This is a genomic window from Kitasatospora sp. NPDC058243, from assembly GCF_042882025.1.
GTDB lineage: Bacteria > Actinomycetota > Actinomycetes > Streptomycetales > Streptomycetaceae > Kitasatospora.
This window is the reverse complement of the sequence record NZ_JBHVWW010000035.1, coordinates 47,327-73,314: the sequence shown is the minus strand read 5'-3', so window position 1 is coordinate 73,314 and position 25,988 is coordinate 47,327. Positions and strand designations below refer to the sequence as shown.

At 71.6% G+C, this 25,988-nt stretch carries 20 protein-coding genes; 6 read left to right on the top strand and 14 right to left on the bottom strand.

Annotated elements, in window-relative coordinates; translation table 11 throughout:
* Positions 1–30: 30 nt before the first annotated feature.
* Positions 31–1,974, bottom strand: coding sequence for a TIGR03960 family B12-binding radical SAM protein (locus ACFVX9_RS22910; RefSeq protein ID WP_063347557.1), 1,944 nt, complete (start codon positions 1,972–1,974; stop codon positions 31–33).
* Positions 1,975–2,435: 461 nt separating this feature from the next.
* On the opposite strand from ACFVX9_RS22910, the gene ACFVX9_RS22905 reads away from it, so the two are divergent.
* The gene (locus ACFVX9_RS22905) at positions 2,436–3,728 is read left to right on the top strand and encodes a M14 family zinc carboxypeptidase (protein ID WP_387983198.1); all 1,293 of its coding nucleotides are present in this window, start codon (positions 2,436–2,438) and stop codon (positions 3,726–3,728) included.
* Positions 3,729–3,859: 131 nt separating this feature from the next.
* On the opposite strand, the gene rodA is transcribed toward ACFVX9_RS22905, so the two are convergent.
* From rodA to ACFVX9_RS22865, 8 genes are all read right to left on the bottom strand, one after another.
* On the bottom strand, positions 3,860–5,059 hold the full coding sequence (gene rodA / locus ACFVX9_RS22900; protein ID WP_063347559.1) for a rod shape-determining protein RodA: 1,200 nt from the start codon (positions 5,057–5,059) through the stop codon (positions 3,860–3,862).
* Positions 5,056–7,347 (bottom strand): penicillin-binding protein 2, encoded by a 2,292-nt coding sequence (gene mrdA, locus ACFVX9_RS22895; protein WP_380485317.1) that lies wholly within the window; start codon positions 7,345–7,347, stop codon positions 5,056–5,058. The genes rodA and mrdA overlap by 4 nt, the downstream gene beginning before the upstream one ends.
* A gap of 51 nt (positions 7,348–7,398) precedes the next feature.
* On the bottom strand, positions 7,399–8,040 hold the full coding sequence (gene mreD, locus ACFVX9_RS22890; protein ID WP_063347560.1) for a rod shape-determining protein MreD: 642 nt from the start codon (positions 8,038–8,040) through the stop codon (positions 7,399–7,401).
* A gap of 3 nt (positions 8,041–8,043) precedes the next feature.
* Complete coding sequence (gene mreC, locus ACFVX9_RS22885) at positions 8,044–8,982, bottom strand: rod shape-determining protein MreC (protein WP_380371253.1); 939 nt, start codon at positions 8,980–8,982, stop codon at positions 8,044–8,046.
* A gap of 95 nt (positions 8,983–9,077) precedes the next feature.
* On the bottom strand, positions 9,078–10,103 hold the full coding sequence (locus ACFVX9_RS22880) for a rod shape-determining protein (RefSeq protein WP_031076009.1): 1,026 nt from the start codon (positions 10,101–10,103) through the stop codon (positions 9,078–9,080).
* Positions 10,104–10,423: 320 nt separating this feature from the next.
* Positions 10,424–10,837 carry a nucleoside-diphosphate kinase gene (gene ndk / locus ACFVX9_RS22875; protein WP_063347562.1) on the bottom strand — a complete coding sequence of 138 codons (414 nt, stop codon included), beginning with the start codon at positions 10,835–10,837 and terminating at the stop codon, positions 10,424–10,426.
* Positions 10,838–10,947: 110 nt separating this feature from the next.
* On the bottom strand, positions 10,948–11,298 hold the full coding sequence (locus tag ACFVX9_RS22870) for a DUF4233 domain-containing protein (RefSeq protein WP_063347563.1): 351 nt from the start codon (positions 11,296–11,298) through the stop codon (positions 10,948–10,950).
* A 1-nt stretch (position 11,299) separates the two neighbouring features.
* Positions 11,300–12,691: a folylpolyglutamate synthase/dihydrofolate synthase family protein gene (locus ACFVX9_RS22865; protein ID WP_363369878.1), complete on the bottom strand. Its 1,392-nt coding sequence runs from the start codon at positions 12,689–12,691 to the stop codon at positions 11,300–11,302.
* A 174-nt stretch (positions 12,692–12,865) separates the two neighbouring features.
* Here ACFVX9_RS22865 and ACFVX9_RS22860 point away from each other — a divergent pair, with 174 nt between their 5' ends.
* From ACFVX9_RS22860 to ACFVX9_RS22850, 3 genes are all read left to right on the top strand, one after another.
* On the top strand, positions 12,866–14,299 hold the full coding sequence (locus ACFVX9_RS22860; RefSeq protein ID WP_380371249.1) for a glycosyltransferase: 1,434 nt from the start codon (positions 12,866–12,868) through the stop codon (positions 14,297–14,299).
* 79 nt (positions 14,300–14,378) lie between these two features.
* Entirely contained in the window at positions 14,379–15,560 is a 1,182-nt protein-coding gene (wecB, locus tag ACFVX9_RS22855) for a non-hydrolyzing UDP-N-acetylglucosamine 2-epimerase (RefSeq protein ID WP_387983195.1), read from the top strand.
* Positions 15,561–15,731: 171 nt separating this feature from the next.
* Positions 15,732–17,270 carry a chitinase gene (locus ACFVX9_RS22850; protein WP_387983194.1) on the top strand — a complete coding sequence of 513 codons (1,539 nt, stop codon included), beginning with the start codon at positions 15,732–15,734 and terminating at the stop codon, positions 17,268–17,270.
* Between the two features lie 21 nt (positions 17,271–17,291).
* Here ACFVX9_RS22850 and ACFVX9_RS22845 read toward each other — a convergent pair whose 3' ends face one another.
* The gene (locus ACFVX9_RS22845) at positions 17,292–17,813 is read right to left on the bottom strand and encodes a hypothetical protein (protein ID WP_350878266.1); all 522 of its coding nucleotides are present in this window, start codon (positions 17,811–17,813) and stop codon (positions 17,292–17,294) included.
* 316 nt (positions 17,814–18,129) lie between these two features.
* Positions 18,130–20,742, bottom strand: a complete 2,613-nt coding sequence (locus ACFVX9_RS22840) for a valine--tRNA ligase (protein ID WP_107453022.1) — start codon at positions 20,740–20,742, stop codon at positions 18,130–18,132.
* A 213-nt stretch (positions 20,743–20,955) separates the two neighbouring features.
* Here ACFVX9_RS22840 and ACFVX9_RS22835 point away from each other — a divergent pair, with 213 nt between their 5' ends.
* Both ACFVX9_RS22835 and ACFVX9_RS22830 read left to right on the top strand, forming a co-directional pair.
* Positions 20,956–21,840 (top strand): hypothetical protein, encoded by an 885-nt coding sequence (locus ACFVX9_RS22835; protein WP_380371242.1) that lies wholly within the window; start codon positions 20,956–20,958, stop codon positions 21,838–21,840.
* A gap of 92 nt (positions 21,841–21,932) precedes the next feature.
* A complete protein-coding gene (locus tag ACFVX9_RS22830) occupies positions 21,933–22,715 on the top strand; it encodes a hypothetical protein (RefSeq protein WP_380336924.1) in 783 nt (260 codons plus the stop codon).
* A gap of 96 nt (positions 22,716–22,811) precedes the next feature.
* On the opposite strand, the gene clpX is transcribed toward ACFVX9_RS22830, so the two are convergent.
* The 3 genes from clpX to ACFVX9_RS22815 all read right to left on the bottom strand — a co-directional run bounded on the left by clpX (position 22,812) and on the right by ACFVX9_RS22815 (position 25,687).
* A complete protein-coding gene (clpX, locus tag ACFVX9_RS22825) occupies positions 22,812–24,101 on the bottom strand; it encodes an ATP-dependent Clp protease ATP-binding subunit ClpX (protein ID WP_063347569.1) in 1,290 nt (429 codons plus the stop codon).
* Positions 24,102–24,350: 249 nt separating this feature from the next.
* Positions 24,351–25,013 (bottom strand): ATP-dependent Clp protease proteolytic subunit, encoded by a 663-nt coding sequence (locus tag ACFVX9_RS22820; RefSeq protein ID WP_063347570.1) that lies wholly within the window; start codon positions 25,011–25,013, stop codon positions 24,351–24,353.
* A gap of 56 nt (positions 25,014–25,069) precedes the next feature.
* A complete protein-coding gene (locus tag ACFVX9_RS22815) occupies positions 25,070–25,687 on the bottom strand; it encodes an ATP-dependent Clp protease proteolytic subunit (protein ID WP_360211667.1) in 618 nt (205 codons plus the stop codon).
* Between the last annotated feature and the right edge of the window lie 301 nt (positions 25,688–25,988).

The window sequence follows — 25,988 nt, the reverse complement described above, 5'->3', positions numbered from 1 at the left end:
CCGCGCCATCCGTACCACCCGCGCCGTCAACTAGCCCTGCGGGGCAGCCCCGTTGACCACGGCCAGCGGCAGCAGCTTCTTCCCGGTGGGACCGATCTGGATCTTGAGGTCCATCTGCGGGCACACGCCGCAGTCGAAGCACGGGGTCCAACGGCAGTCGTCGACCTCGACCTCCTCCAGGGCGTCCTGCCAGTCCTCCCACAGCCAGTCCTTGTCGAGGCCGCTGTCCAGGTGGTCCCAGGGCAGCACCTCCTCGTAGGTGCGCTCGCGGGTGGTGTACCAGTCGACGTCGACGCCGGTGCCGGCCAGGCCCTTCTCGGCGGAGGCCATCCAGCGGTCGTAGGAGAAGTGCTCGCGCCAGCCGTCGAAGCGACCGCCGTCCTCGTAGACGGCGCGGATGACGGCGCCGATGCGGCGGTCGCCGCGGGACAGCAGGCCCTCGACGATGCCGGGCTTGCCGTCGTGGTAGCGGTAGCCGATGTTCTTGCCGTACTTGCGGTCGCCGCGGATCGAGTCGCGCAGCTTGGCCAGCCGGGCGTCGGTGGCCTCGGCGGACAGCTGCGGGGCCCACTGGAACGGGGTGTGCGGCTTGGGCACGAACCCGCCGATGGAGACGGTGCAGCGGATGTCGTTCTGGCCGGTGACCTCGCGGCCCTTCTGGATGACGTTCTTCGCCATCGCGCCGATCTGGAGCACGTCCTCGTCGGTCTCGGTGGGCAGGCCGCACATGAAGTACAGCTTCACCTGGCGCCAGCCGTTGCCGTAGGCGGTGGCGACGGTGCGGATCAGGTCCTCCTCCGACACCATCTTGTTGATCACCTTGCGCATGCGCTCGCTGCCGCCCTCGGGGGCGAAGGTGAGGCCCGAGCGACGGCCGTTGCGCGACAGCTCGTTGGCGAGGTCGATGTTGAAGGCGTCGACGCGGGTGGACGGCAGCGACAGGCCGATCTTGTCGTCGCTGTAGCGGTCGGCCAGGCCCTTGGCGATGTCCCCGATCTCGGTGTGGTCGGCGCTGGACAGCGACAGCAGGCCGACCTCCTCGAAACCGGTCGCCTTCAGCCCGCGCTCCACCATCTCGCCGATGCCGGTGATGCTTCGCTCCCGCACGGGGCGCGTGATCATGCCGGCCTGGCAGAAGCGGCAGCCGCGGGTGCAGCCGCGGAAGATCTCCACGGACATCCGCTCGTGCACGGTCTCCGCGAGCGGGACGAGCGGCTGCTTCGGGTAGGGCCACTCGTCGAGGTCCATCACGGTGTGCTTGGACACCCGCCACGGCACGCCCGGGGCGTTCGGCACGACGCGGCCGATCCGGCCGTCGGCCAGGTACTCCACGTCGTAGAACTTCGGCACGTACACCCCGCCGGTACGGGCGAGGCGCAGCAGCAGCTCGTCGCGTCCGCCCGGGCGGCCCTCGGCCTTCCAGCCGCGGACGAGCTCGGTGATGTCGAGCACGGCCTGCTCGCCGTCGCCGACCACCGCACAGTCGATGAAGTCCGCGATCGGCTCGGGGTTGAACGCGGCGTGGCCGCCGGCCAGGACGATCGGGTCCTCGTCGGTGCGGTCCTTGGCCTCCAGCGGGATGCCGGCCAGGTCGAGCGCGGTCAGCATGTTGGTGTAGCCGAGCTCGGTGGAGAACGACAGGCCGAACACGTCGAAGGCCTTCACCGGGCGGTGCGCGTCCACGGTGAACTGCGGGACGTCGTGCTCGCGCATCAGCGCTTCGAGGTCCGGCCAGACGCTGTAGGTGCGCTCGGCGAGCACGCCCTCGCGCTCGTTGAGCACCTCGTAGAGGATCATGACGCCCTGGTTGGGCAGGCCGACCTCGTAGGCGTCGGGGTACATCAGCGCCCAGTGGACGTCGCAGGCGTCCCAGTCCTTGACGGTCGAGTTGAGCTCGCCGCCGACGTACTGGATCGGCTTCTGGACGTGCGGGAGGAGGGCCTCCAGGCGTGGGAAGACCGATTCGACAGTCATGTACTAGGAACCCTTACGACGTGATTCGGTGCCGCGCGCATCGGCAGGCGACGGCGGGGAGGGGTGACCCTCAAGGGTAGCCCAATCCGGGGAAAGGCCCGCTGGCTCACCCCCCGCCCGGGCCGGGCACCCGCCCGCGCTCCGGCGCGGCCGCCCCGGTCCGGCCCGCCCCGGCACGCGCAGTGCGCACCCGCCGCCCGGCACCGTCCGCCGTTGACATGCCCGGACCACCCATGCGGTACTGACAGGGCCCCGCCAGAGACCTCTGCACCCCTTCCGGACAAGGGAGTTGGGCCGTACGCTCAACCCTCGCCGACTCCCCCCGGCGACCCGTCCCCGGCGCGCAGGGCCCCGCCCCCGGCCCCGCAGGCCGCGTCCGCCGGCGCCCCCGCGCGCCCCGGCGGCCCGACGAGCCGGGCGGCCGCGCGAACACACCCCAGGGGACACGCCCTAGGAGAGCCATGACCGACACCGACCGGCGGGTCCGCCCGCCCCGGCCCCTCGGCAGCCGGGCGGCCCGCTACCCCGCGCCGGCCCAGGCCGAGGCCGCGGCCCGGCGGCTCGCGCTGCGCCACCCGGAGCGGTGCCGGCTGCGCGAGGTGGGCCGCTCGCGGGCCGGGCGCCCGCTGCTGCTGCTGTCCGTCGACCGGGGCCCGCGCACGGTGCTGGTCGTCGGCGGCCCGCACCCCAACGAGCCGATCGGCACGGCCGGCGCCCTGCGGCTGGCCGAGGTGCTGCTGGCGCGCCCCACCCGGCCCGGCCTGTCCTGGCACCTGCTGCTCTGCCTGGACCCGGACGGCGCCGCGCTCAACGCGGGCTGGCTGGACGGGCCGCTCACCATGCGCCGGCACTACGAGCACTTCTTCCGCCCCTCGTTCGAGGAGCAGCCCGAACTGCTGCCGGCCGCCGACGCGGGCCGGCCCCCGATGCCGGAGAGCCTGGCGCTGACCGGCCTGATCGACGAGCTGCGCCCGTTCCTGCAGTGCTCGATGCACGGGGTGGACTTCGGCGGCGCCTTCATCCAGCTGACCGCTCCGGTGCCCGGGCTGCCCGAACTCTTCGCCGCCTCGGTGCGCCGGGCCGGCATCCCGCTGGACGTCGACCCCTTCGACGCGGTCGGCTGGGCCAGCCCCTTCCCCGGCACCTATCTGATGCCCTCGGCGGACGGCGCCGGCCGGTCACGGGCGCTGCCGGACGAGCCGGAGCTGTCCACCTGGTCGTACGCCGGCCGCCACGGCGGGGTGACGGCCGTGCTGGAGGTGCCGATGTGGGCCGTGGACGCGGTCGGCGACCGCCGTCCGCACCCGACGGCGGACCGGGCGGTCGGCGCCGCGGCCCGGACGCTGCGCGAGCGCGCCGAGGAGCTCTCCGGGCTGCTGGCCCACGTGCCCGCGCACACCCGGGCGGCGCACGGCGCACTGGTGCGCGCGGCCGGGTTCACCCTGGAGTTCTGCCCGTCGGTGGCCCAGGAGTGGCTGGCCCGCTGGTGCGCCGAGCCGCTCACGGTGTCCCGGGTGACCACCGCCGGGATCGTCGCGGCCCGGATCCCGCTGCGGGTGGCGTCGACGGTGCTGCGGCTGCTGGCGGACAGCGGCGGTCCGACCGTGGCGGCGGCCCGGGGCCGGGCCCGCGACATCGTCACCGAGAGCCTGGGTCAGCTGCACCACCGCTTCGGTGCCCGCTGGGTGCCGGTCCAGGAGCAGCTGGCCCACCAGGTCCGCGCGGCGCTCACCGCCGCCGACTGCCTGCTCTGACCGGGGCCACGGCCCGCCGCAACCGGGCAACAACTACCCACTCACAGAGCCCAGTTGAAAAACACCAAGGGCCGACCCGAGAAATTCCCGGGCCGGCCCTCGACCGACGAACGCGTGGACGGACAGTCCGCTCAGGCCGCTATCGGCCGCTGGCTGCGGACCGCCTGGAGCAGCCCGATCGCGATCCAGACCGCGAACATCGACGACCCCCCGTAGGAGACGAACGGCAGCGGGATGCCCGCCACCGGCATGATGCCCAGGCACATCCCGATGTTCTCGAAGGCCTGGAAGGAGAACCAGGCGATGATCCCCGCGGCCACGATCGTCCCGTACAGGTCGGTCGCCTGCCGGGCGATCCGGCAGGCCCGCCACAGCACCACGCCGACCAGCAGGATGATCGCCAGCGCCCCGACGAAGCCCAGTTCCTCACCGGCCACCGTGAACACGAAGTCGGTCTGCTGCTCCGGCACGAACTGCCCGGTGGTCTGCGTCCCGTGGAACAGCCCCTTGCCGGTCAGCCCGCCCGAGCCGATCGCGATCCGGGCCTGCGCGGTGTTGTAGCCGACGCCGGAGGGGTCCAGCTGCGGGTTGGCGAAGGCCGCGAAGCGGTCGATCTGGTACTTGCTCAGCACCCCGAGCTTCCAGATCGCCACGCACCCACCGGTGCCCGCCACCAGCAGCCCGAGCACCCAGCGGTTGGCCGCCCCCGAGCCGAGCAGGATGCCCAGCACGATCGCGGCCATCACCATCACCGAGCCGGCGTCCGGCATCAGCAGCACGACGCACATCGGCAGGAAGGCCCAGACCAGGCCGCGGAACACCGCCCGGTGCGAGGGGTACTCCCGCTCCCCCGCGTCCACCTGGTCGGACAGCACGACCGCCATCGCCAGCACGATCCCGAGCTTCGCGAACTCTGCGGGCTGGATGGAGAAGCCGCCGCCCAGCTGGATCCAGGAGTGCGCGCCGTTGATGGTCGAGCCCAGCGGGCTGAGCGTGGCGAGCAGCATCAGGATCACGCCGATGTACAGGAACGGCACGAGGGTGCGGAAGCGCCGGCTCCCTATCCCTATCACCACCGAGCACAGCACCAGCCCGACGACCAGGTTGGTCAGGTGCCGGTACAGGAAGTACTGCGGGTCGCCGTGGGTGAGCGAGTCCCGGCCGCGGGTGGCCGACCAGACCAGCAGGGAGCTGCCGAGCGACAGGGCCAGCGCGGCGAGCAGCAGTATCCAGTCCAGCCGCCACAGCGGGGAGTCCTTGGCCAGGGCCTTGGAGACCCCGCTGCGCTGCGGGCTCAGCCGCAGTTGCCGGTAGGAGCCGTAGGAGGTCATGCCCGCCCCCTTCCCGGGCCGCGGTTCGGTTCGAGTGCGGCGTCGGCCGCGGTGCCCGGGGCGGGCCGGTCGTTCGGCTGCGCCGGGTCCAGGAAGGCCGAGGCCGGGGCGGGTTCGCCCGGCACCTGTTCCAGGAAGGCCGGCGCCGGGCCGACGGTGTCGGCGGTGTCGACGGTGTAGGCCGCCGGCTTGATGATCGCGGTGCCGTCCGGGTTGAACTTCGGCAGTTCGGCCTGCGGCGCGGGCAGCAGCGCCTTGCCGTTGTCGATGTTGCCCTTGTCGTCGACGCCGTACAGCGCCTGGTAGATCCGGCGAACCGCGTCGCCGGAGCCGCCGGAGCCGGTGCCGCCCTGGCTTATCGTCATGACGACCGCGTAGTCCTTGCTGTACGTGGTCAGCCAGGAGGTGGTCTGCTTGCCCTCGACCTCGGCGGTGCCGGTCTTGGCGTGCAGCTCGATCTTGTTCTGCGGCCAGCCGGCGCCGGAGAACTTCCAGGCGGCGGTACCGCCGGTGATGACGCCCGCGGTGGCCTGGTCGATGTAGCTCAGCAGCTTCTGGGAGCCGGGGAACTTGCCGTCCTCGTGCGGGGCGATCTCGCGGACGAGGTCCCCGCTCGGGCTTATCACCGCCTTGGCGACGGTCGGCCGGTAGAAGGTGCCGCCGTTGGCCAGGGCCGAGTAGATCCGGGCCATCTGGACCGGGGTGACGAGCGTGTCGCCCTGGCCGATCGCGAAGTTGACGGCGTCACCGGCGCGCATCTGGTAGCCGTCGACGCAGTTCTCCTTGGCGATCTGGTCGGAGAAGCTGGTGCCGCCCTTCTGCGCCTGCGCGCACCAGGCGTCCTTGTTGTTGTCGTAGAAGGACTGCTTCCACTGCCGGTCCGGCACCCGGCCGGTGACCTCGCTGGGCAGGTCGATGCCGGTCTTGGCGCCGAGGCCGAACTGGTGGGCGGTCTTGAAGAACCAGTCGCCCGGCTCCTTCTTCGGCTTGATGCCGCCGTCCTTCATCCACTGGTCGTACGCCAGGCCGTAGAAGACGGTGTCGCAGGAGACCTCCAGCGCCTTCTCCAGGGAGATGGAGCCGAAGTTCTCGCTCTCGAAGTTCTTGAACTCGCGGCCGCCGATGGTCATGCTCTTCGGGCACGCGTACGTCCCGTCCAGCGAGTAGCCGGCCTCGACGGCGGCGGTGGTGGAGACGACCTTGAAGGTCGAGCCGGGGGCGGACTGACCCTGTATGGCCCGGTTCAGCAGCGGGAAGTTGGAGTCCTTGCTGGTCAGCGACTGGTAGTCCTTGCCGGTGATGCCGCCCACCCAGAGGTTGGGGTCGTAGGTCGGCGCACTGGACATCGCGACGATCCGGCCGGTGTGGACGTCCATCACCACGGCGGCGCCGGAGTCGGCCTCGTAGTTGCGGTTGGTGACCTTGTCGAAGGTCTTCCGGGCGTCGGCCATGGCCTGCGCCAGGTTGTCCTCGACCACCTTCTGCACCCGGGCGTCGATGCTGGTGACCAGGTTGTTGCCGGTCTGCGGGGCGGCGGTGCCGGCGGTGCCGATCACCCGGCCGAGGTTGTCCACCTCCAGCTGGGTGATGCCGGCGGTGCCGCGCAGGTCGCGGTCGTACACCGACTCCAGGCCGGCCCGACCGATCTGGTCGGCCGGCAGGTAGCGGTCCAGGCCGGCCTTGGAGGCGGTCTTGCTGACCTCCTCGTCGGTGACCGGCGAGAGGTAGCCGAGCACCTGCGCCATGTTGGCGCCCTCGGCGCCGGTGTAGCGGCGCACGGCGGTGGGCTGCGCGGTGACCCCGGGGAAGTCCTCGCGGCGCTCCATTATCTGCATCGCCTGCTGGGTGGTCGCCTCCTTGGTGACCGGGATCGGCTGGTAGGGCGAGCCGTTCCAGCAGGGCTGCGGGGTCTTGGCGTCGCAGAGCCGGGTCTTCTCCTGCACGTCCTTGGCGGGCATCCCCAGCACCTCGGCCAGCCGGCCGAGCACCGCCTTGCCGCCGTCCTTCTGCTGCAGCAGCGAGGTGCGGCTGACCGAGACCACCAGCCGGGCCTCGTTGCCGGCCAGGATCCGCCCGGAGGCGTCCAGGATCTCGCCGCGGACGGCCGGTTCGACCACCTCGCGGATGTGGTTGCCGGTCGCCTTGGCGGTGTAGACGCTGGCGTTGCGGATCTGCAGGTACCACAGCCGTCCGCCGAGGGTGGCGAGCAGCGACAGGACCAGGATCTGCAGCACCACCAGACGGATCGTCACCCGCCGGGTACGGCCGGTCTCGGGGATGTTGCTCACGTCTCGTGCGCTCCAGGATGCGGGAAGTCGGGAGGTCGGGGGCCGGGCCGGTTACGGGCGCCGGACGAAGCCGGGCATGCGCCGCTTCTTGTAGGACGGGCCGGACGAGGCCTCGCGCGTGGTGCGGTAGCGGGCCAGCGTGCCCAGGCCGGAGCCGCCCTGGTCGTCATCGGTGGCCGCGGTCACCGGGTCGCGCCCGAAGCGGCGGCCGACCAGCATCACCAGCGGCACCACGAACGGCGCCAGCAGCACGTCGTACAGCAGGGCGCTGACCACCAGGCCGCCGAGGCCGACGTGCCGGGCCGCGGTGTCGCCGACCAGGGCGCCGACCATCGCGTACAGCAGGGTGGAGGCGACCGCCGCGGCGGCCACCACCATCAGCGCGCTGGACACCGACCGCTGGCGGCCGTGGTCCGGGCGCAGCAGCCCGGCGGCGTAGCCCATCAGGCAGAGCACCAGCGCGTAGCGGCCGATCGCGTGGTCGGAGGGCGGCGCGAGGTCGGCCAGCAGGCCGGCCGAGAAGCCGACCACGCAGCCGCCGGACGGCCCGTAGACCATGGCCAGGCCGACCACGACGAGCAGCAGTATGTCCGGGGTGGCCCCCGGGAGCTGGAGCCGTCCGAAGACGCTGACCTGGAGGATCAGGCCGAGCAGGATCAGGCCGGCGGAGACGGGGATGCGGGCGAGGCGCATGGCTCAGTTCCCCCCAGTGGGCTTGGCGGGCGGGGCGGCGGGCGCGGCCGGGGTCTGGGCCGGGGCGGCCGGGGTCTGGGCGGGGGCCGGCGGCAGGACGGCGTCGCGCGGGTCGGCGCGCGGCGGCACGACCACCACGCCGACCAGGTCCAGCCGGGTGAACTGGACGAAGGGCTCGACCAGGATGGTCTTGGTCAGCTGGCCCGGGGTGGCCTCGACCTCGACGACCTTGCCGACCGGCACGCCGGGCACGAACGGGCGGCCGCTCTGCGAGCCGAAGGTGACCAGCCGGTCGCCGGCCTTGACCTGGGCCTTGCCGTTGAGCAGCGAGACCTTCATCGGGCTGGTGCCGCCGCCGGAGGCGAAGCCGATCTCGCCGGAGGCCTCCAGCCGGGTGCCGGCCGAGAAGCCGGGGTCGGAGGCGAGCAGCACGGTGGCGGTGGTCGGGGCGACGGTGGTGATCCGGCCGACCAGGCCCTGACCGTTGATCACCGTCATGTCGCGGGTGAGGCCGTCGTCGCTGCCGGCGTCGATGGTGATGGTCCAGGAGAAGCCCTGGGCGGGGCCGATCGCGATGACCTGGGCGGCCTTGACGGTGTAGCCGCCGGCGCCGGCGGTGCGCAGCAGGTCGTCGAGCTGCTTGGTGCGCCCGGTGGCCATGTCGGAGGAGGCGAGCTTCTGCCGCAGTTCGGTGTTCTCGCGGGCGAGCTCGTCGGTGCGGCCGTTGTTGGAGGCGGCGTCGCGGAAGGCCCGGACGGTGTCGGCGACCGGGTCGACGACGGTGGCGGCGCCGCGCTCGACCGGGCCGAGGACGCTGGCGGCGGCGTGTCGGGCACCGCCGAGGGGGGAGCTCTCACCGCCCTTGATGTCCACGGTGACGAGTGCGAAGGCGACGGCCACCAGCAGGATGAGCAGCAGCCGGCTCTCTCGTGTGTCCCTCACGGTGCTGGTACTGCCCCTTCGTACCTGGTCGGCCGCCCGGGCTGTGGGGCCCGGGCGGCAGCCCGTTCAGTTGAGTGTCGGATGTCTCGGTGGTGCTAACGGCGCGGGGAGGCGTCCAGTACCTGCTGGAGCGCCTCGAACTCCTCGACGCACTTGCCGGAGCCGAGCGCGACCGAGTCGAGCGGGTTCTCGGCGATGTGGATCGGCATGCCGGTCTCGCGGCGCAGCCGCTCGTCGAGGCCGCGCAGCAGGGCGCCGCCGCCGGTGAGCACGATGCCGCGGTCCATCACGTCGCCGGCCAGCTCGGGCGGGCACTGGTCGAGGGTGGTCTTCACGGCGTCGATGATCGAGTTGACCGGCTCGTCGATGGCCTCGCGGACCTCGGCGGCGGAGATGACCACGGTCTTGGGCAGGCCGCTGACCAGGTCGCGGCCGCGGATCTCGGCGTGCTCGTCCTTCTCGCCCTCCAGGCCGAAGGCGCTGCCGATGCTCATCTTGATCTGCTCGGCGCTGCGCTCGCCGAGGAGCAGCGAGTACTCCTTCTTGATGTGCTGGACGATCGCGTTGTCCAGCTCGTCGCCGGCGACCCGGATGGACTGGGCGGTGACGATGCCGCCGAGGGAGATGACCGCGACCTCGGTGGTGCCGCCGCCGATGTCGACGACCATGTTGCCGGTGGCCTCGTGGACGGGCAGCCCGGCGCCGATGGCGGCGGCCATCGGCTCCTCGATGATGTGCACCTGGCGGGCGCCGGCCTGCGAGGAGGCCTCGATCACGGCGCGGCGCTCGACTCCGGTGATGCCGGAGGGCACGCAGACCACGACCCGGGGGCGGGCGAGGTAGCGGCGGCGGTGGATCTTGAGGATGAAGTAGCGGAGCATCCGCTCGGTGATCTCGAAGTCGGCGATCACGCCGTCCTTGAGCGGGCGGATGGCGACGATGTTGCCCGGCGTCCGGCCGATCATCTTCTTCGCCTCGGCACCGACCGCCAGGATGCCGCCGGTGTTGGTGTTCACCGCGACGACGGACGGCTCGTTGAGGACGATCCCCTTGCCCCTGACGTACACCAGCGTGTTGGCAGTTCCAAGGTCGATCGCCAAGTCGCGGCCGATGAACGACAGGTTGCTCGCCATGGGGTGTGGTTGCCTTCCCGGGCTCGGAGTTCATAGGGGGGTTGGACGAGAGCGCGCCCACGCTCGGGCGGAGCCAGCTGAGCTGCCTTACCGGGCCCTTGAGTCGCGTCCATCGTAGTCACGCGGCGCGGCACGGACGTCGATGCGGGGCATACCGTCCATTGTCCGGAGCGTGTTCGCTTCTCCGGGCATTGGGACGCCGTGTCGGCACCTCTGGTTGCTTATTTCACGATAAAAGTGCCCCGGCCGGGCCAATGGTCCCGACCGGGGCAGTGCCAAGGTCCCTCGGGCGTGTCGCCCGGCTGGACTCAGGCGTGCGCCGGGAAGAAGATCTTGATCTCGCGCTCGGCCGACTCCGGGGAGTCCGAGGCGTGGATCAGGTTCTCGCGGGTGATCGTCGCGTAGTCGCCGCGGATGGTGCCGGCCCCGGCCTCCAGCGGGTTGGTCGCACCGGCCAGCATCCGGATGCCGCGGACGACCTCCTCGCCCTCGACGATCAGGGCGATCGACGGACCGGAGGTCATGAACTCCAGCAGCGGCTCGTAGAACGGGCGGCCGACGTGCTCCGCGTAGTGCTGCTCCAGCGTCGCCCGGTCGAAGGTGCGCAGCTCGACGGCGGTGAGCCGCCAGCCGGCCTTGCGCTCGATGCGGCTGATGATCTCGCCGGCCAGGCCACGCTGGACGGCGTCGGGCTTGAGCAGGACGAGAGTGCGCTGGGACACGGTGCGTCTCCTGGGGATTCGGTACGGCAAGGCAGTCGGGCCGACGGGCGGGAGCCGACACGGCAGAGATTACCTTGCGTGTGCGGCGTGTCGGCCCGCCGGTCCGGGCCCTAGACCGGTACGGCGGCCGCCTCGGCGGCGGCCCGGGCGGCCTTGAACTCGTCCACCTTGCGGCCGTAGTGCACCGAGCACCACCACAGGCCGGCGAAGACCACACCGAGGCCGAACATGGTCGGCAGGATGAAGCCGCTGGCGATCAGGCCGATCTGCAGCGCCCAGCCGACGGCCACCGCCCCAGGGCGGTTGATCATGCCGCAGAGCGCGATGCACAGCGCCATGACGATCCCGGTGACGATCCAGATCGTGGCCGTGGAGACGCTCGACAGCTGCATCGCGACCAGCGCGGCGAACATGGCCAGGAGAGCCTCGCCGATCAGGGTCGAGGAGCAGAGGGTCCTCATGTCACTTCCTCCCGAGCAGCAGGCGGGCCTCGCCCACCGTGATGACCGAACCGGTGACCAGCACCCCGGCGCCGCCGAGGTCGCCCTCCTCCTCGGCGAGGGTGACGGCGGCCGCGATGGCGTCGTCGAGCCGGGGCTCGACCTGGACGCGGTCCTCGCCGAAGATGTCGACGGCCAGCGCCGCCAACTCGTCGACGTCCATCGCGCGGTGGGTGGAGTTCTGGGTGATGACGACCTCGGCGAGGACCGGCTCGAAGGCCTCCAGCACACCGGCCACGTCCTTGTCCCCGGAGGTGCCGATCACGCCGACGAGCCGGGTGAAGCCGAAGGACTCGCCGAGGGCGGCGACGGTGGCGCGGGCGCCGTGCGGGTTGTGCGCGGCGTCCAGGATGATCGTGGGGCTGCGGCGGACGACCTCCAGGCGGCCGGGCGAGGAGACGCCGGAGAAGGCCTGGCGGACCTTGTCCACGTCGAGCTGCCCGCCGCGGGCGCCGCCGACGCCGAAGAAGGCCTCGACCGCGGCCAGCGCCAGCACCGCGTTGTGCGCCTGGTGCTCGCCGTGCAGCGGGATGAAGACGTCCTCGTACTCCTCGCCGCCGAGCCCGCGCAGCGTCACCAGCTGGCCGCCGACGCCGAGCTCACGGCGGATCACGCCGAACTCCATGCCCTCGCGGGCCACCGTGGCGTCGACCTCGACGGCGCGCCGCAGGATGTTCTGGGCGGCGTCCAGCTGCTGCTGGGCGACGACGGCGACGGCACCGGACTTGATGATCCCGGACTTCTCGACCGCGATCTCGCCGGTGGTCTCGCCGAGCTTGTCGGTGTGGTCCAGCCCGATCGGGGTGATCACGGCGACGGCGGCGTCGATGACGTTGGTGGCGTCCCAGGAGCCGCCCATGCCGACCTCGACCACGGCGACGTCCACGGGGGCGTCGGCGAAGGCGGCGTAGGCCATGCCGGTCAGCACCTCGAAGAAGGACATCGGCACCGGCTGCGCCGCGTCGACCATCTGCACGTACGGCTCGATGTCGCGGTAGACCTCGACGAAGCGCTCGGGGGTGATCGGGGCGCCGTCCAGGGTGATCCGCTCGGTGACGCTCTCCACGTGCGGGCTGGTGTAGCGGCCCGTGCGCAGTTCGAAGGTGTTGAGCAGCTGCTCGATCATCCGGGCGGTGGAGGTCTTGCCGTTGGTCCCGGTGATGTGGATGGAGGGGAAGGACCGCTGGGGCTGACCCAGGATGTCCATCAGCGCCTCGATCCGGTCGAGCGAGGGCTCCAGCTTGTTCTCCGGCCAGCGCTTGGAGAGCTCCACCTCGACATCGCGCAGGGTGTCGTCGGTGTCGCCGTCGGCGGGGCGGAGGGTGTACGGGTTCGGGTCGGCCTTGTCGCTCACGACCACAGTCTACGGAGGGTTGGCGGGCCGTCCTCACGGGGTGAGAACGACCACTTTGGTCGGAGTTTCCAATTTGCCCCCTTTACTATCTCTTTGGCGAATTTGAACCGCGACGAAGCATCGATTCGCACCCCCTGGAGCCGCGCCGCCTTTGATCACGAGGAGTACTACGCCATGCCCGACGCTCTGCACGACTGGATCGTGCTCCGCCAGGACGCCGTCGTCTGGTTCGCCGGACTGGTCTCACTGGCGCTCGTCGGCTACATGGCCTTCGTCTTCGGACGCTTCCTCCTGTACTGGGCCGGCTCCCGGCACGCCTTCCGGCACAACCGGCCCGCCGAGCCCGGCGACCCGGCCGCCTTCCAGTGGCACCTGGTGATCCCCTGCCGCGACGAGGAGGCCGTGGTCACCCAGACCCTGGCCGGCCTGCGCGCCAGTGCGCCCGAGGCCCACCTGTGGGTGATCGACGACGACAGCGAGGACGCCACCCGCGACCTCGTCCTCGCCGCCGCGGCCCACGACGACCGCGTCCACCTCGTCCAGCGCCGCCGCCCGCACGCCCGGATCGGCAAGGGCGCCGCCCTCAACGCCGCCTACCGCGAGATCACCGCCTGGCTGCCCGAGGACACCGACCGCTCCCGCGTGGTGATCGGCGTCGTCGACGCCGACGGACGGCTCGACCCCGGCACCCTCCCCCAGGTCTGCAACGGCAAGGCGCTCGGCCGCCCCGACACCGGCGCCGTCCAGATCGGCGTGCGGATGCGCAACGCCGACGACGAACTCCCGCTGCCCGGCCGCGGCCGGGCCGCCAACGCGTTCGCCCGCGCCCTGGTCCGGATGCAGGACGTCGAGTTCCAGGCCAACAACGCCGGCATGCAGCTGCTGCGCCGCCGCACCGGCAGCGTCGGCCTCGGCGGGAACGGCCAGTTCGCCCGCCTCACCGCCCTCGACTCGCTCACCGCCGAGGAGGGCCGGGCCGGCCGCCCCTGGCCCGAGCGCGCCCTGCTGGAGGACTACGAGTCCGGCCTCGACCTGCGCCTGGCCGGCTGGCGGCTCACCCACGTCACCGAGACCCAGGTCTCCCAGGAGGGCCTGATCTCGCTGCGCCGCTTCCTCACCCAGCGCACCCGCTGGGCCCAGGGCAACATGCAGTGCCTGCGCTACACCGGCCGGGTGCTGCGCTCCCCCTTCTACACCTGGTCCGGCAAGGCCGAGGTGCTGTACACCTTCCTGCAGCCCGTCGTCTGCGTGCTGCTGGTCCTGCTGTTCCCGCTCTCGCTCGGGATCACGGCGGCCGGGCTGGTGCTCTTCCCCGCCGAGACCGCCGACTTCCACGTCAGGTTCGGCCCGTGGATGCTGCTCGCCTTCGCGGTCGCCACCCTGCCGATGGTGTTCTGGGGCTTCGCCTACCGCCGGCTCGTCCACCCCGACCGCGGCCGGCTCACCGGACTGCTCTGGGGCGTCCTGATCTGGCTCTACGCCTACCACCTCTTCGTGGTCGCCACCCGGGCCGCCGCCCGGATGCTGCTCGGCCGCAACGGCTGGGCCAAGACCCGGCGCAACGCCGAGAAGGTCGCCCTCGGCTCCCCCACCGCCCTTGAGTCCTGAGCCTCAGTCCTGAGCCCCGCGCCTGAGCCCCGCGCCCGAGCCCTGAGCTGCCCCACCCCCTCGGAGCCTCCCCATGAGCATGTGCCTTCCCCCCGCCAGCGTCGCCGTCGTCCTGGGCACCCGCCCCGAACTGGTCAAGCTCGCCCCGCTGATCCACGAACTCGGCGACGCCACCCGCCTGGTGCACACCGGCCAGCACTGGGACGAGGCGATGTCCGGCCGCTTCCTGCGCGACCTCGACCTGCCCCGCCCCGAGCTGCTCACCGGCGTCGGCGGGCGCCCCCGGGCCGGCCAGATCGCCCAGTCCCTCGGCCAGCTGGACGCCGCCTTCGCCGAGGACCGCCCCGCCGCCGTCGTCGTCCAGGGCGACACCAACGCCACCCTCGCCGGGGCGCTGGCCGCCAACGCCCGGGAGATCCCGCTGGTGCACGTCGAGGCCGGGCTGCGCAGCTTCGACCGGGCGATGCCCGAGGAGCACAACCGGGTGATGGTCGACCACGTCTCCGACCTGCTCTGCGCCGCCACCGGGGACAACGTCGCCAACCTGCGCGCCGAGGCCCTCGCCGAGGAGCGGATCGCGCTCACCGGCAACACCGTCGTCGAGGTGGTCCGCCGTCAGCTGCCGGCCGCGGCCGACCGCGCCGCGCTGCTCGCCGCGCACGGGCTGCGCCCGGACGGCTACGTGCTGGCCACCGTGCACCGCCCGGAGAACACCGACACCGCCGAGGCGCTGGGCGCCGTGCTGGCCGAACTGGACCGGATCGCCCGGGCGGGCACCCCGGTGCTGTTCCCGATGCACCCGCGCACCCGGGCCGCCGTCGAGCGCTTCGCACTGGACGCCCTGCTGGAGCGCCTGGCCGTCACCGGGCCGGTCGGGTACGCCGACTTCCTGGGTCTGGCGAGCCACGCCGCGCTGCTGGTCTCCGACTCCGGCGGCGTGCAGGAGGAGTGCACCGTGCTCGGCCGCCCGCTGCTGGTGGTGCGCCGCTCCACCGAGCGTCCGGAGGCGGTGGCGGCGGGCTTCGCCGCGCTGGCGGGCCCCGACGAGGACCTGGGCGAGCTGGCCCGGGCCTGGCTGGCCGACACCCCCGAGCGGCTCGCCCGGCTCGCGGCCACCCCGAGCCCGTACGGCGACGGCCTGGCCTCGGCGCGGATCGCCGCGCTCACCGCCGCGGTCGCCGCCGCGGTCGCCGAGCCGGCCCAGCCCGGAGCAGTCGGTACCGCAGCAACCGACTCCACGGCACGGCCGTCGGCCGCCTAGCGCCCTCTTGACAGCCGGATTGGTCTACTCCACCTTGTGAGTCAAGTCTCCTTCCCCGACAGGGACTTGAGTTGTCGGTAGCTCCCGCACGCGCACCATCGACACCCCGGACGGCGCTCCACCCCCACCACTCAGGCGCGCCGCCGGGCCTCCCCCACAGGAGATGGAGTCATGCCACCTGCCCGACACCGGCGCCCACGCGCCGCCCACACCCTGATCGCCGGGGCCTGCGCCGTCGCCCTCGGCCTGAGCGGGCTCGCCCTCGCCACCGGCACCGGCGCCCAGGCCGCCGACCCCGACCTGATCACCAACGGCGGCTTCGAGACCGGCACGCTGTCCGGCTGGTCCTGTGGCAACGGCGCCGTCCAGAGCACGACCGCGCACTCCGGCCGCTACGCCCTGCAGTCCACCCCCGGCTCGGGCGACACCGGCGAGTGCACCCAGACCGTCGCCGTGCAGCCCTCCTCGACGTACACGCTGAGCTCCTGGGTCCAGGGCTCGTACGTCTACCTGGGTGCCCGCGGCACCGGCGGCACCGACCCCGGCACCTGGACGAACTCCACCGGCTGGGCCCAGCTGAGCACCGGCTTCACCACCGGCCCGGGCACCACCAGCGTCACCGTCTACCTGCACGGCTGGTACGGGCAGCCCGCCTTCCTCGCCGACGACGTCTCACTGATCGGCCCGGGCGGCCCGCAGCCCTCCCAGAGCCCGACCGCCACCACGTCCCCGAGCCCCACCGGCACCGGCAGCCCCTCCCCCACGGACACCGGCACCGCAAGCCCCACCGCCACCTCGACCGGCAAGCCGCCCGGCCTGCCCAAGCACATCCTGACCGGCTACTGGCAGAACTTCGACAACGGCGCCACCGTCCAGCGGATCGGCGACGTCCCGGCCGCCTACGACATCATCGCGGTCTCCTTCGCCGACGCCACCAGCACACCGGGCGGGCTGGGCTTCACCCTGGACCCCGCCCTCTCCTCCCGCCTCGGCGGCTACACCGACGCCCAGTTCAAGGCCGACATCGCGGCCAAGCGGGCGGCCGGCAAGAAGGTGGTGCTCTCGGTCGGCGGGCAGAACGGCACGGTGTCGGTGAGCGACCCGACCTCGGCGGCCAACTTCGCCGGCACCGCCCGGGCGCTGATGCAGGCCTACGGCTTCGACGGGATCGACATCGACCTGGAGAACGGCGTCAACGCCGTCTACCTCGGCCAGGCGCTGCACTCGCTGGCGGCGAAGAGCGGCAGCGGGTTCGTCCTCACCATGGCGCCGCAGACCATCGACATGCAGTCGACCGGCATGGAGTACTTCAAGCTGGCGCTGAACGTGAAGGACATCCTCACCATCGTCAACATGCAGTACTACAACTCCGGTGCGATGAACGGCTGCGACGGCAACGTCTACTCGCAGGGCACCGAGGACTTCCTCACCGGGCTGGCCTGCATCCAGCTCAAGGGCGGGCTGCGGCCCGACCAGGTGGGGCTCGGGGTGCCGGCCTCCACCAGCGCGGCGGGCGGCGGGTACGTCAGCCCGAGCGTGGTCGACAACGCGCTGGACTGCCTGGCCGCCGGCACCAACTGCGGCAGCTACAAGCCCGACACCACCTGGCCGGGCATCGGCGGAGCGATGACCTGGTCGACCAACTGGGACGCCAAGGCGGGCAACCCGGTCGCGGGCACCATCGGCGCGCACCTGCACGCCATGCCGTGACGCCCCTCCCCGGACCGGGGTTCAGACCCCGGCCCGGGCCTCCGGGACGTGGGCCGCGGGCCCGCCGTGCCGGCGGCGCAACTCGGCCGTGATCTCGGCCAGTTCGCCCTCGGGCAGCAGCGGCAGCATCATCGCGACGCCCTGGAGCAGACCGCCGAGCAGGAAGGTGGTGTCGGCGGTCGAGGCGACCAGGCCGCGCACCTCGGCCACCTCGCCGGCGGCCACCGCCTCGATCAGCCGGGCGGCGTCCGCGCTCTCCTCGTCCACCGCGACCGCGCCGTTGTCGGCCGGGGCGCGCCGGGCCATCGCCCGCAGCACCCGGTCGCCGACCTCGGGCGCGTACGCCTTGCGGACGGCCTCGGCGGCGATCCAGGCGAGCAGGGTGGTCACCTCGCGCTCGGCGCGCTCGGCGAGGAGCAGGTCCAGCTCGTGGTCGAAGGCGAGCTGGTTGCCGTGGCGGAACGCCAGCAGCAGGGTCGCCGCCCTGGCCTTGGCCTCCTCCACCGCCTCGGCAGGAAGTTCGTCGGCCAATTCCTCGGTCACCACCACGCCATGCCCTCCCGTCCGTCGGCTCAGCAGGAACGCTCAGCAGAAACACCCGTCAGAAACTCCGTGCACACCGTACACATCCGACCTGCAAACTTCCGCGAACCCGCGCGGGCAAGACCGGAATGAATTCGGAAGGAATAGGACCTCACCCGGTCCAGGATGAATATTCGCCGGAAGGGAGCAATGTTGATGGGCTATTAGGCGTAGCAAAAAGAACACCGCCGCCGCGACCGGCCGAGCCGCCCGGAAACGCCGGAGGGGCCGCACCCCGCGCGTCGCGGAGTGCGGCCCCTCACGGACCGGTGCGGGCTCAGCCCTGCGGCAGCGCCGCGAGCTGGGCGGTGATCCGGGCGATGTCGGCCTCGGCGGCCTCCTGGCGGCCCCGGATCTTGGCGACCACCTCGTCCGGCGCCTTGGCGAGGAACGCCTCGTTGCCGAGCTTGGCCGTGGTCTGCGCCTTCTCCTTCTCGGCGGCCGCGAGGTCCTTGGCGAGGCGCTTGCGCTCCGCCGCGACGTCGATGGTGCCGGAGAGGTCGAGCGCGACGGTGGCGCCGGCGACCGGGAGCGAGGCGGTGGCCGCGAAGCCCTCCTCGGGGACGGTCAGCCGCAGCAGCGAGCGGATCGCGTCCTCGTGGACGGCCAGCACGGTGCCGTCCAGCTCCAGCTTCGCCGGGACGCGCTGGCCCGGCTTGAGGCCCTGGTCCGAGCGGAACCGGCGGACCTCGGTGACCACCTGCTGCAGCGTGGCGATCTCGGCCTCGGCCTCGGCGTCGCGGTAGCCGCTGTCCGTCGGCCAGTCCGCGATGACCAGCGACTCGGCGCCGGTGAGCGTGGTCCACAGGGTGTCGGTGACGAAGGGCACGATCGGGTGCAGCAGCCGCAGCGTGACGTCCAGGACCTCGCCGAGCACCCGGCGCGCGGCGTCGGCCTGCGGGCCGCCCTTGGCCAGGGTGGTCTTGGAGAGCTCGACGTACCAGTCGAAGACCTCGTCCCAGGCGAAGTGGTACAGCGCCTCGGACAGCTTGGAGAACTGGTAGTCCTCGTACAGCGCGTCCACCTCGGCGACGGTGCTGTTCAGGCGCGACAGGATCCAGCGGTCGGTCGCGGTCAGCTCCTCCGGCGCGGGCAGCGGGCCCTCGACGGTGGCGCCGTTCATCAGCGCGAAGCGGGTGGCGTTCCAGATCTTGTTGGCGAAGTTGCGGGCCGCCTGGACCCAGTCCTCGCCGATCGGCACGTCGACGCCCGGGTTGGCACCGCGCGCCAGCGTGAAGCGCAGCGCGTCCGAACCGTACTTGTCCATCCAGTCCAGCGGGTTGACCACGTTGCCGAAGGACTTCGACATCTTCTTGCCGTTCTGGTCACGGACCATGCCGTGCAGCGCGATGGTGTGGAACGGCGGGGTGCCGTCCATCGCGTAGAGACCGAACATCATCATCCGGGCGACCCAGAAGAACAGGATGTCGTAGCCGGTGACCAGGACGGAGTTCGGGTAGAACTTCGCCAGGCTCTCGGTCTGCTCCGGCCAGCCGAGCGTGGAGAACGGCCACAGCCCGGAGGAGAACCAGGTGTCCAGGACGTCGTTGTCCTGGTGCCAGCCCTCGCCGGTGGGCGGCTGCTCGTCCGGACCGACGCAGACGACCTCGCCGTTCGGGCCGTACCAGACCGGGATGCGGTGGCCCCACCACAGCTGGCGCGAGATGCACCAGTCGTGCAGGTTGTCGACCCAGTCGAAGTAGCGCTTCTCCATCTCCTGCGGGTGGATCTTGACCTTGCCGTCGCGGACCGCGTCGCCGGCGGCCTTCGCGAGCGGGCCGACCTTGACCCACCACTGCATGGACAGCCGCGGCTCGATGGTGGTCTTGCAGCGCGAGCAGTGGCCGACCGAGTGGACGTACGGGCGCTTCTCGGCGACGATCCGGCCGTCGGCGCGCAGCGCGGCGACGATCGCCGAGCGGGCCTCCAGCCGGTCCAGGCCGAGGAACGGGCCGTGCACGGTGATGACCGCGTGCTCGTCCATGACGGCGACCGAGGGCAGGCCGTGCCGCTGGCCGATCTCGAAGTCGTTCGGGTCGTGCGCGGGCGTCACCTTGACGGCGCCGGTGCCGAACTCCGGGTCGACGTGGGCGTCGGCGACCACCGGGATCCGACGGCCGGTCAACGGCAGCTCGATCTCGGTGCCGACCAGGTGGCGGTAGCGCTCGTCGTCCGGGTGGACGGCGACCGCGGTGTCGCCCAGCATCGTCTCGGCGCGGGTGGTGGCGACGACGATCGAGGCGTCACCCTCGCCGTAGCGGATCGAGACCAGCTCGCCGTCGTCGTCCTGGTACTCCACCTCGATGTCCGAGATGGCGGTCAGGCAGCGCGGGCACCAGTTGATGATGCGCTCGGCCCGGTAGATCAGCTCGTCGTCGAAGAGCTTCTTGAAGATGGTCTGGACGGCCTGGGACAGGCCCTCGTCCATGGTGAACCGCTCGCGGGACCAGTCCACACCGTCGCCCAGGCGACGCATCTGGCCGGAGATCTGGCCGCCGGACTCCGCCTTCCACTTCCAGACGCGCTCGACGAAGGCCTCCCGGCCCAGGTCGTGGCGGGACTTGCCCTCCTTGGCGAGCTCGCGCTCGACCACGTTCTGGGTGGCGATGCCGGCGTGGTCCATTCCGGGCTGCCACAGCGCCTCGTAGCCCTGCATCCGCTTGCGGCGGACCAGCGCGTCGATCAGCGTGTGCTCGAAGGCGTGGCCCAGGTGCAGGCTGCCGGTCACGTTCGGCGGGGGGATGACGATGGTGAACGGGGGCTTGTCGCTCTTGGCGTCCGCGGTGAAGTAGCCACGCTCTACCCAGCGCTCGTACAGCTCGCCCTCTACGTCCGCGGGGGTGTAGGTCGTCGGGAGAGTGGCTGCTTCGTCCCCGGCAAAGGTGCTCACGGGGTGCTGGTTCGTCGTGTCGGTCACGACGCACAGTTTACGTAACCGCAGGCCCGTGTTACGAACCGCTTTCTCCGCGCGGACGCGACCCGCCCGAACGGCTCGGCGGAGGACACCGTACGGTACCGTTCCCGGGCACTCGTCCGGTGTCCGCACGGACCCCGGGACGACACGACGACAGGCCGCGGGTGCGGCGGGGGAGCACGGACGCAGATGTACGGCCAGGGCCAGCAGTATCCGCAGGGACAACCGCAGGGACAGCCTCAGCCGTACGGGGGTCAGCCCCCGTACGGCCCGCCGCAACCGCCGCCGCCCTACGGCGCCCCGCAGCAGCCGCCCCAGTACGGCTACCCGCCGCAGGACGGCCAGCCCTACGGCGTTCCCCAGCCGCCCTACGGCACCCCGCAGCAGCCGTACGGCGCCCCGCAGCCCCCGTACGGCTACCCGCCGCAGGCCCCGTACGGCCAGCCGGGCCAGCCGGGCTACCCGCCGCCGCCGAAGAAGGGCCGGACCGGCCTGGTGGTCGGCCTGGTCGTGGGCGCGCTGGTGCTGGGCGGCGGCGGTTTCGCCGCGTGGAAGTTCCTCGGCGACGACCAGGGCGGCCAGTACAAGATCTCCGCGCCGCAGTCGCTGCCGGACGGCTACACCCAGAAGTCGGCCAAGGAGGAGGCCGTCGACCCGGCCAAGCCCGAGGCGGCGAAGTTCGGCAAGAACCTCAACGTGCTGGCGGCCAGCTACAGCAAGGGCTCCGACGCGCTCGACACGCTCTCCGTGGTCGGCGTCTACGGGGAGCTCAACGACCCCGGCCAGATCATCGACGACTCGAAGAAGGACAGCGGCGGGCTGACCTGGTCCACACCGCTGACGGACTTCCCGGCGCAGGACGGCCACAGCTCCTCGGCGAAGCTCGCCTGCGGCGTGGCCAGCGTCATCGCGGGCAAGGCCGGGCCCACGGTCTGCGTGTGGGCGGACAAGTCCACCACCGGCCGGATCACCTTCAGCAAGATCAGCCTGACCGGCGGCGGCCAGGGCCTCACCCCGGCCCAGGCCGCGGACAGGACCCGGGCGATCCGCGACGCCATGGTCGTCGCCAAGTAACCGGGGCACCGCCCCGCCACGTCACCACCACGTCCCCGCCGCCGTCGGCCGCGCCGGGCGGCACCCGGGCATCGCCATCAGAGAGGCCTCGCGTGACCGAGCAGAACCCCTACGGCCCCCCGCCGCAGCCGGGACACGACGCACCGCCGCCCCCGCCGGCCCCGCCGGGCTACGGCGGCATCCCGCCGCAGAGCCCCCCGCCCGGCTACCCGCCGGTCGGCGAGCCGGGCGCCTACCCCGGGTACGGCGCGTACCCGCCGGTGCCGCCACCGCGCAAGTCCCGCAAGACGCTCTGGACCGTGCTCGGCGTCGTCGGCGCCTTCGTGCTGCTGGGCGGCGGCGCGCTCGCCTACTTCGTCTACGACGTCGCCAGCAGCGCGGGCACCCAGAAGATCGTCCTGCCGGCCACGTTCAAGGACCTGCGCCAGAGCGACGACCCCCAGGTCGCCGACACCCTGGAGAAGGGGCTCACCTCCAGCTTCGGCAAGGGCGACGGCAACTGGAGCCCCACCGGGGTGGGCGCCCTCTACCAGAACGCGCAGTCGGACCCTCAGCTGGTCGTGTTCGGGGGCTACGGCAAGGTCCTGGCGCCGAAGCAGGAACTGAACCAGGCGTTCCAGGGCATGGCGTCCACCGGTCGCAAGCTCGACAACCGGCACGTGGTGGACGCCGGCCCCAAGGGCGGCGCGATGGAGTGCGCCACCGTCGTCGGCGGCGAGGGCGAGGCCGGGACCACGATGGGCATCTGTGCCTGGGCCGACAGCAGCGGCCTGGTGATGGTCATGACGGTGGCCGACCCGAGCGCCCAGCCGGACCTGGACAAGCTCGCCGCCGACACCCGCGACCTGCGCGCGGTCGCCGAGGTCCCCAAGTAGTCCACCGGGAACCGCCGGTGACCCTCCGGCACCGGGAGACGCCGAAGGGCCCCGCACCGGTCGGTGCGGGGCCCTTGCGGATGCGGCGGACGCGGGTCAGGCGCTCTTCTCGCGCCGCTCGCGCTTGATCATGTCGCGCGGGACGAGGGTGGGGATGGCGTGCTTGGAGACCACGTCCCCGGTGACCACCACGCGGGCGACGTCCTGACGCGAGGGCACCTCGTACATCACGGACATCAGCACCTCCTCCATGATGGCCCGCAGACCGCGCGCGCCGGTGCCGCGCAGGATCGCCTGGTCGGCGATCGCCTCCAGCGCGTCCCGGGAGAACTCCAGCTCCACGCCGTCCAGTTCGAAGAGCTTGCGGTACTGCTTGACCAGCGCGTTCTTCGGCTCGGTGAGGATCTGCAGGAGCGCCTCGCGGTCCAGGTTGTGGACGCTGGTGATCACCGGCAGCCGGCCGATGAACTCGGGGATCATGCCGAACTTCACCAGGTCCTCGGGCATCACCTGGCGGAAGTGGTCGCTGGCGTCCGACTCCCGCTTGGAGCGGATGTTGGCGCCGAAGCCGATGCCCTTGGCGCCGGCCCGGCCCTCGATGATCCGCTCCAGGCCGGCGAACGCGCCGCCGACGATGAACAGCACGTTGGTGGTGTCGATCTGGATGAACTCCTGGTGCGGGTGCTTGCGCCCGCCCTGCGGCGGCACCGAGGCGGTGGTGCCCTCCAGGATCTTCAGCAGCGCCTGCTGCACGCCCTCGCCGGAGACGTCCCGGGTGATCGACGGGTTCTCGCTCTTGCGCGCGACCTTGTCGATCTCGTCGATGTAGATGATCCCGGTCTCGGCCTTCTTGACGTCGTAGTCGGCCGCCTGGATCAGCTTGAGCAGGATGTTCTCGACGTCCTCGCCGACGTACCCGGCCTCGGTCAGCGCGGTGGCGTCCGCGATCGCGAACGGCACGTTGAGCATCCGGGCCAGGGTCTGCGCCAGCAGCGTCTTGCCGGAGCCGGTGGGGCCCAGCAGCAGGATGTTGGACTTGGCCAGCTCGATGGCGTCCTCACGGCCGTTGCCGCCGCTGCGGCCCGCCTCGCCGGCCTGGACGCGCTTGTAGTGGTTGTAGACCGCCACCGACAGCGCCTTCTTGGCGAGGTCCTGGCCGACCACGTACTGGTCCAGGAACTCGTAGATCTCCCGCGGCTTCGGCAGCTCCTCGAAGCGCACCTCGGAGGTCTCGGCGAGTTCCTCCTCGATGATCTCGTTGCACAGGTCGATGCACTCGTCGCAGATGTACACGCCTGGGCCGGCGATCAGCTTCTTCACCTGCTTCTGCGACTTGCCGCAGAACGAGCACTTGAGCAGGTCGCCACCGTCTCCGATGCGTGCCACGAGGTGCTTCCCCTTCGCCAGGGGCCCCGCAGAAGTTCCGGGGCCTGGTGCTGTGGACCGTCAACGCCGACGGCGATCGGTCTCGCTATCCGACGGTACTCTGCCGGGCCCCTGATTCCGTCCTCTTCGCCGGGTCTGCCCTACGCCCTGGGCGAATTGATACCGAACAGATGCCGTTGCGGAGGCCGCCGACGACCCGGAGCGGAGCGCGCACGCAGGATGCGCGCCCCGCCTCGGAGGGTGCCGGCCTCAGGAGGTCAGCGAGGTCTTGCGGGTGGAGATGATCTGGTCGACGAGGCCGTACTCCAGGGCCTCCTCGGCGGTGAGGATCTTGTCGCGCTCGATGTCCTCGCGCACCTGCTCCACCGGCTTGTTGGAGTGCTTGGAGAGCATCTGCTCCAGCTGCTCGCGCATCCGGAAGATCTCCTTGGCCTGGATCTCCAGGTCGGACACCTGGCCGCGGCCGGTCTCGGTGTACGGCTGGTGGATCAGGATGCGGGCGTTCGGCAGCGCCATCCGCTTGCCGGGGGTGCCGGCGGCGAGCAGCACGGCCGCGGCGGAGGCCGCCTGGCCCATGCAGACCGTGGTGATGTCCGGCTTCACGTACTGCATGGTGTCGTAGATGGCCGTCAGGGCCGTGAACGAGCCGCCGGGCGAGTTGATGTACATCTGGATCTCGCGGTCCGGGTCCATCGACTCCAGGCACAGCAGCTGCGCCATGATGTCGTTCGCCGAGACGTCGTCGACCTGCGAGCCGAGGAAGATGATGCGCTCCTCGAACAGCTTGGCGTACGGGTCGTACTCGCGGATGCCCTGCGTGGTGCGCTCGACGAAGCGCGGGACGATGTAGCGACCCTCGGCGCGCATGTCCTCGACGCGGGCCTGGGCGGCCGACAGGCTGGGGATGATCATGGGGGTTCTTGTCCTCCGGGGCGTTGTGGCTGTGGTCTCGTGGGCCGGGCCGAGGCTCAGGCGCCCGTGCCGCCGCCGCCGGGAACGTCCGCGGCGCTGTGCATGATCGCGTCGATCAGGCCGTACTCCAGGGCCTCCTCCGGCGTGAACCAGCGGTCGCGGTCGGAGTCCCTGGTGATCTGCTCGAAGGACTGGCCGCTGTGGAAGGCGATCAGCTCGGACATCCGCTTCTTGGTGCGCAGCAGCTGCTCGGCCTGGATGCGGATGTCGGTGGCGGAGCCGCCGAGGCCGGCGGACGGCTGGTGCATGAGGATGTTGGCGTTCGGCAGCGAGAAGCGCTTGCCCTTGGCACCGGCGGTCAGCAGGAACTGGCCCATCGAGGCCGCCATGCCCATCGCGATGGTGACGACGTCGTTCTTGATGTACTGCATGGTGTCGTAGATCGCCATGCCCGCCGAGATCGAACCGCCCGGGGAGTTGATGTAAAGGAAGATGTCCTTTTCCGGGTCCGCGGCCAGCAGCAGCAGCTGGGCGGTGATCTTGTTGGCGATGTCGTCGTCGACCTGCTGGCCGAGGAAGATGATCCGCTCGTTGAGCAGCCGGTTGTACACCTGGTCGCCCAGGCCGCCGAGCACGTCACCAGAGGCGGCGTGCGGCGCCATCGGGCCAGGCATCTGCATCTGCGGGAACGTCACTTAGCCACCTGCTCAGTCGATTTGGACGGTCGCTCCACGGCCGTCACGATGTCGCACAGCTTCCGGGTATCACGGTGTGATTGGTGCTGTCCAAGGACCCTAACGCGCAGGCCGGGCCGCAGAATCCCTCACGCAGAACTGTTCGCTGTGAGCGCAGGGTCGGGTCCGCCCCGGGGGACGACGACGGGCCCGAGAGCCATACGGCGGTCGGAGCTTTCCCGGAGCCTCAGGGGTCCTTGAGTGCCCCGTCCCCCTTCCTCCTCCTCTCTGTCCTCCTCTT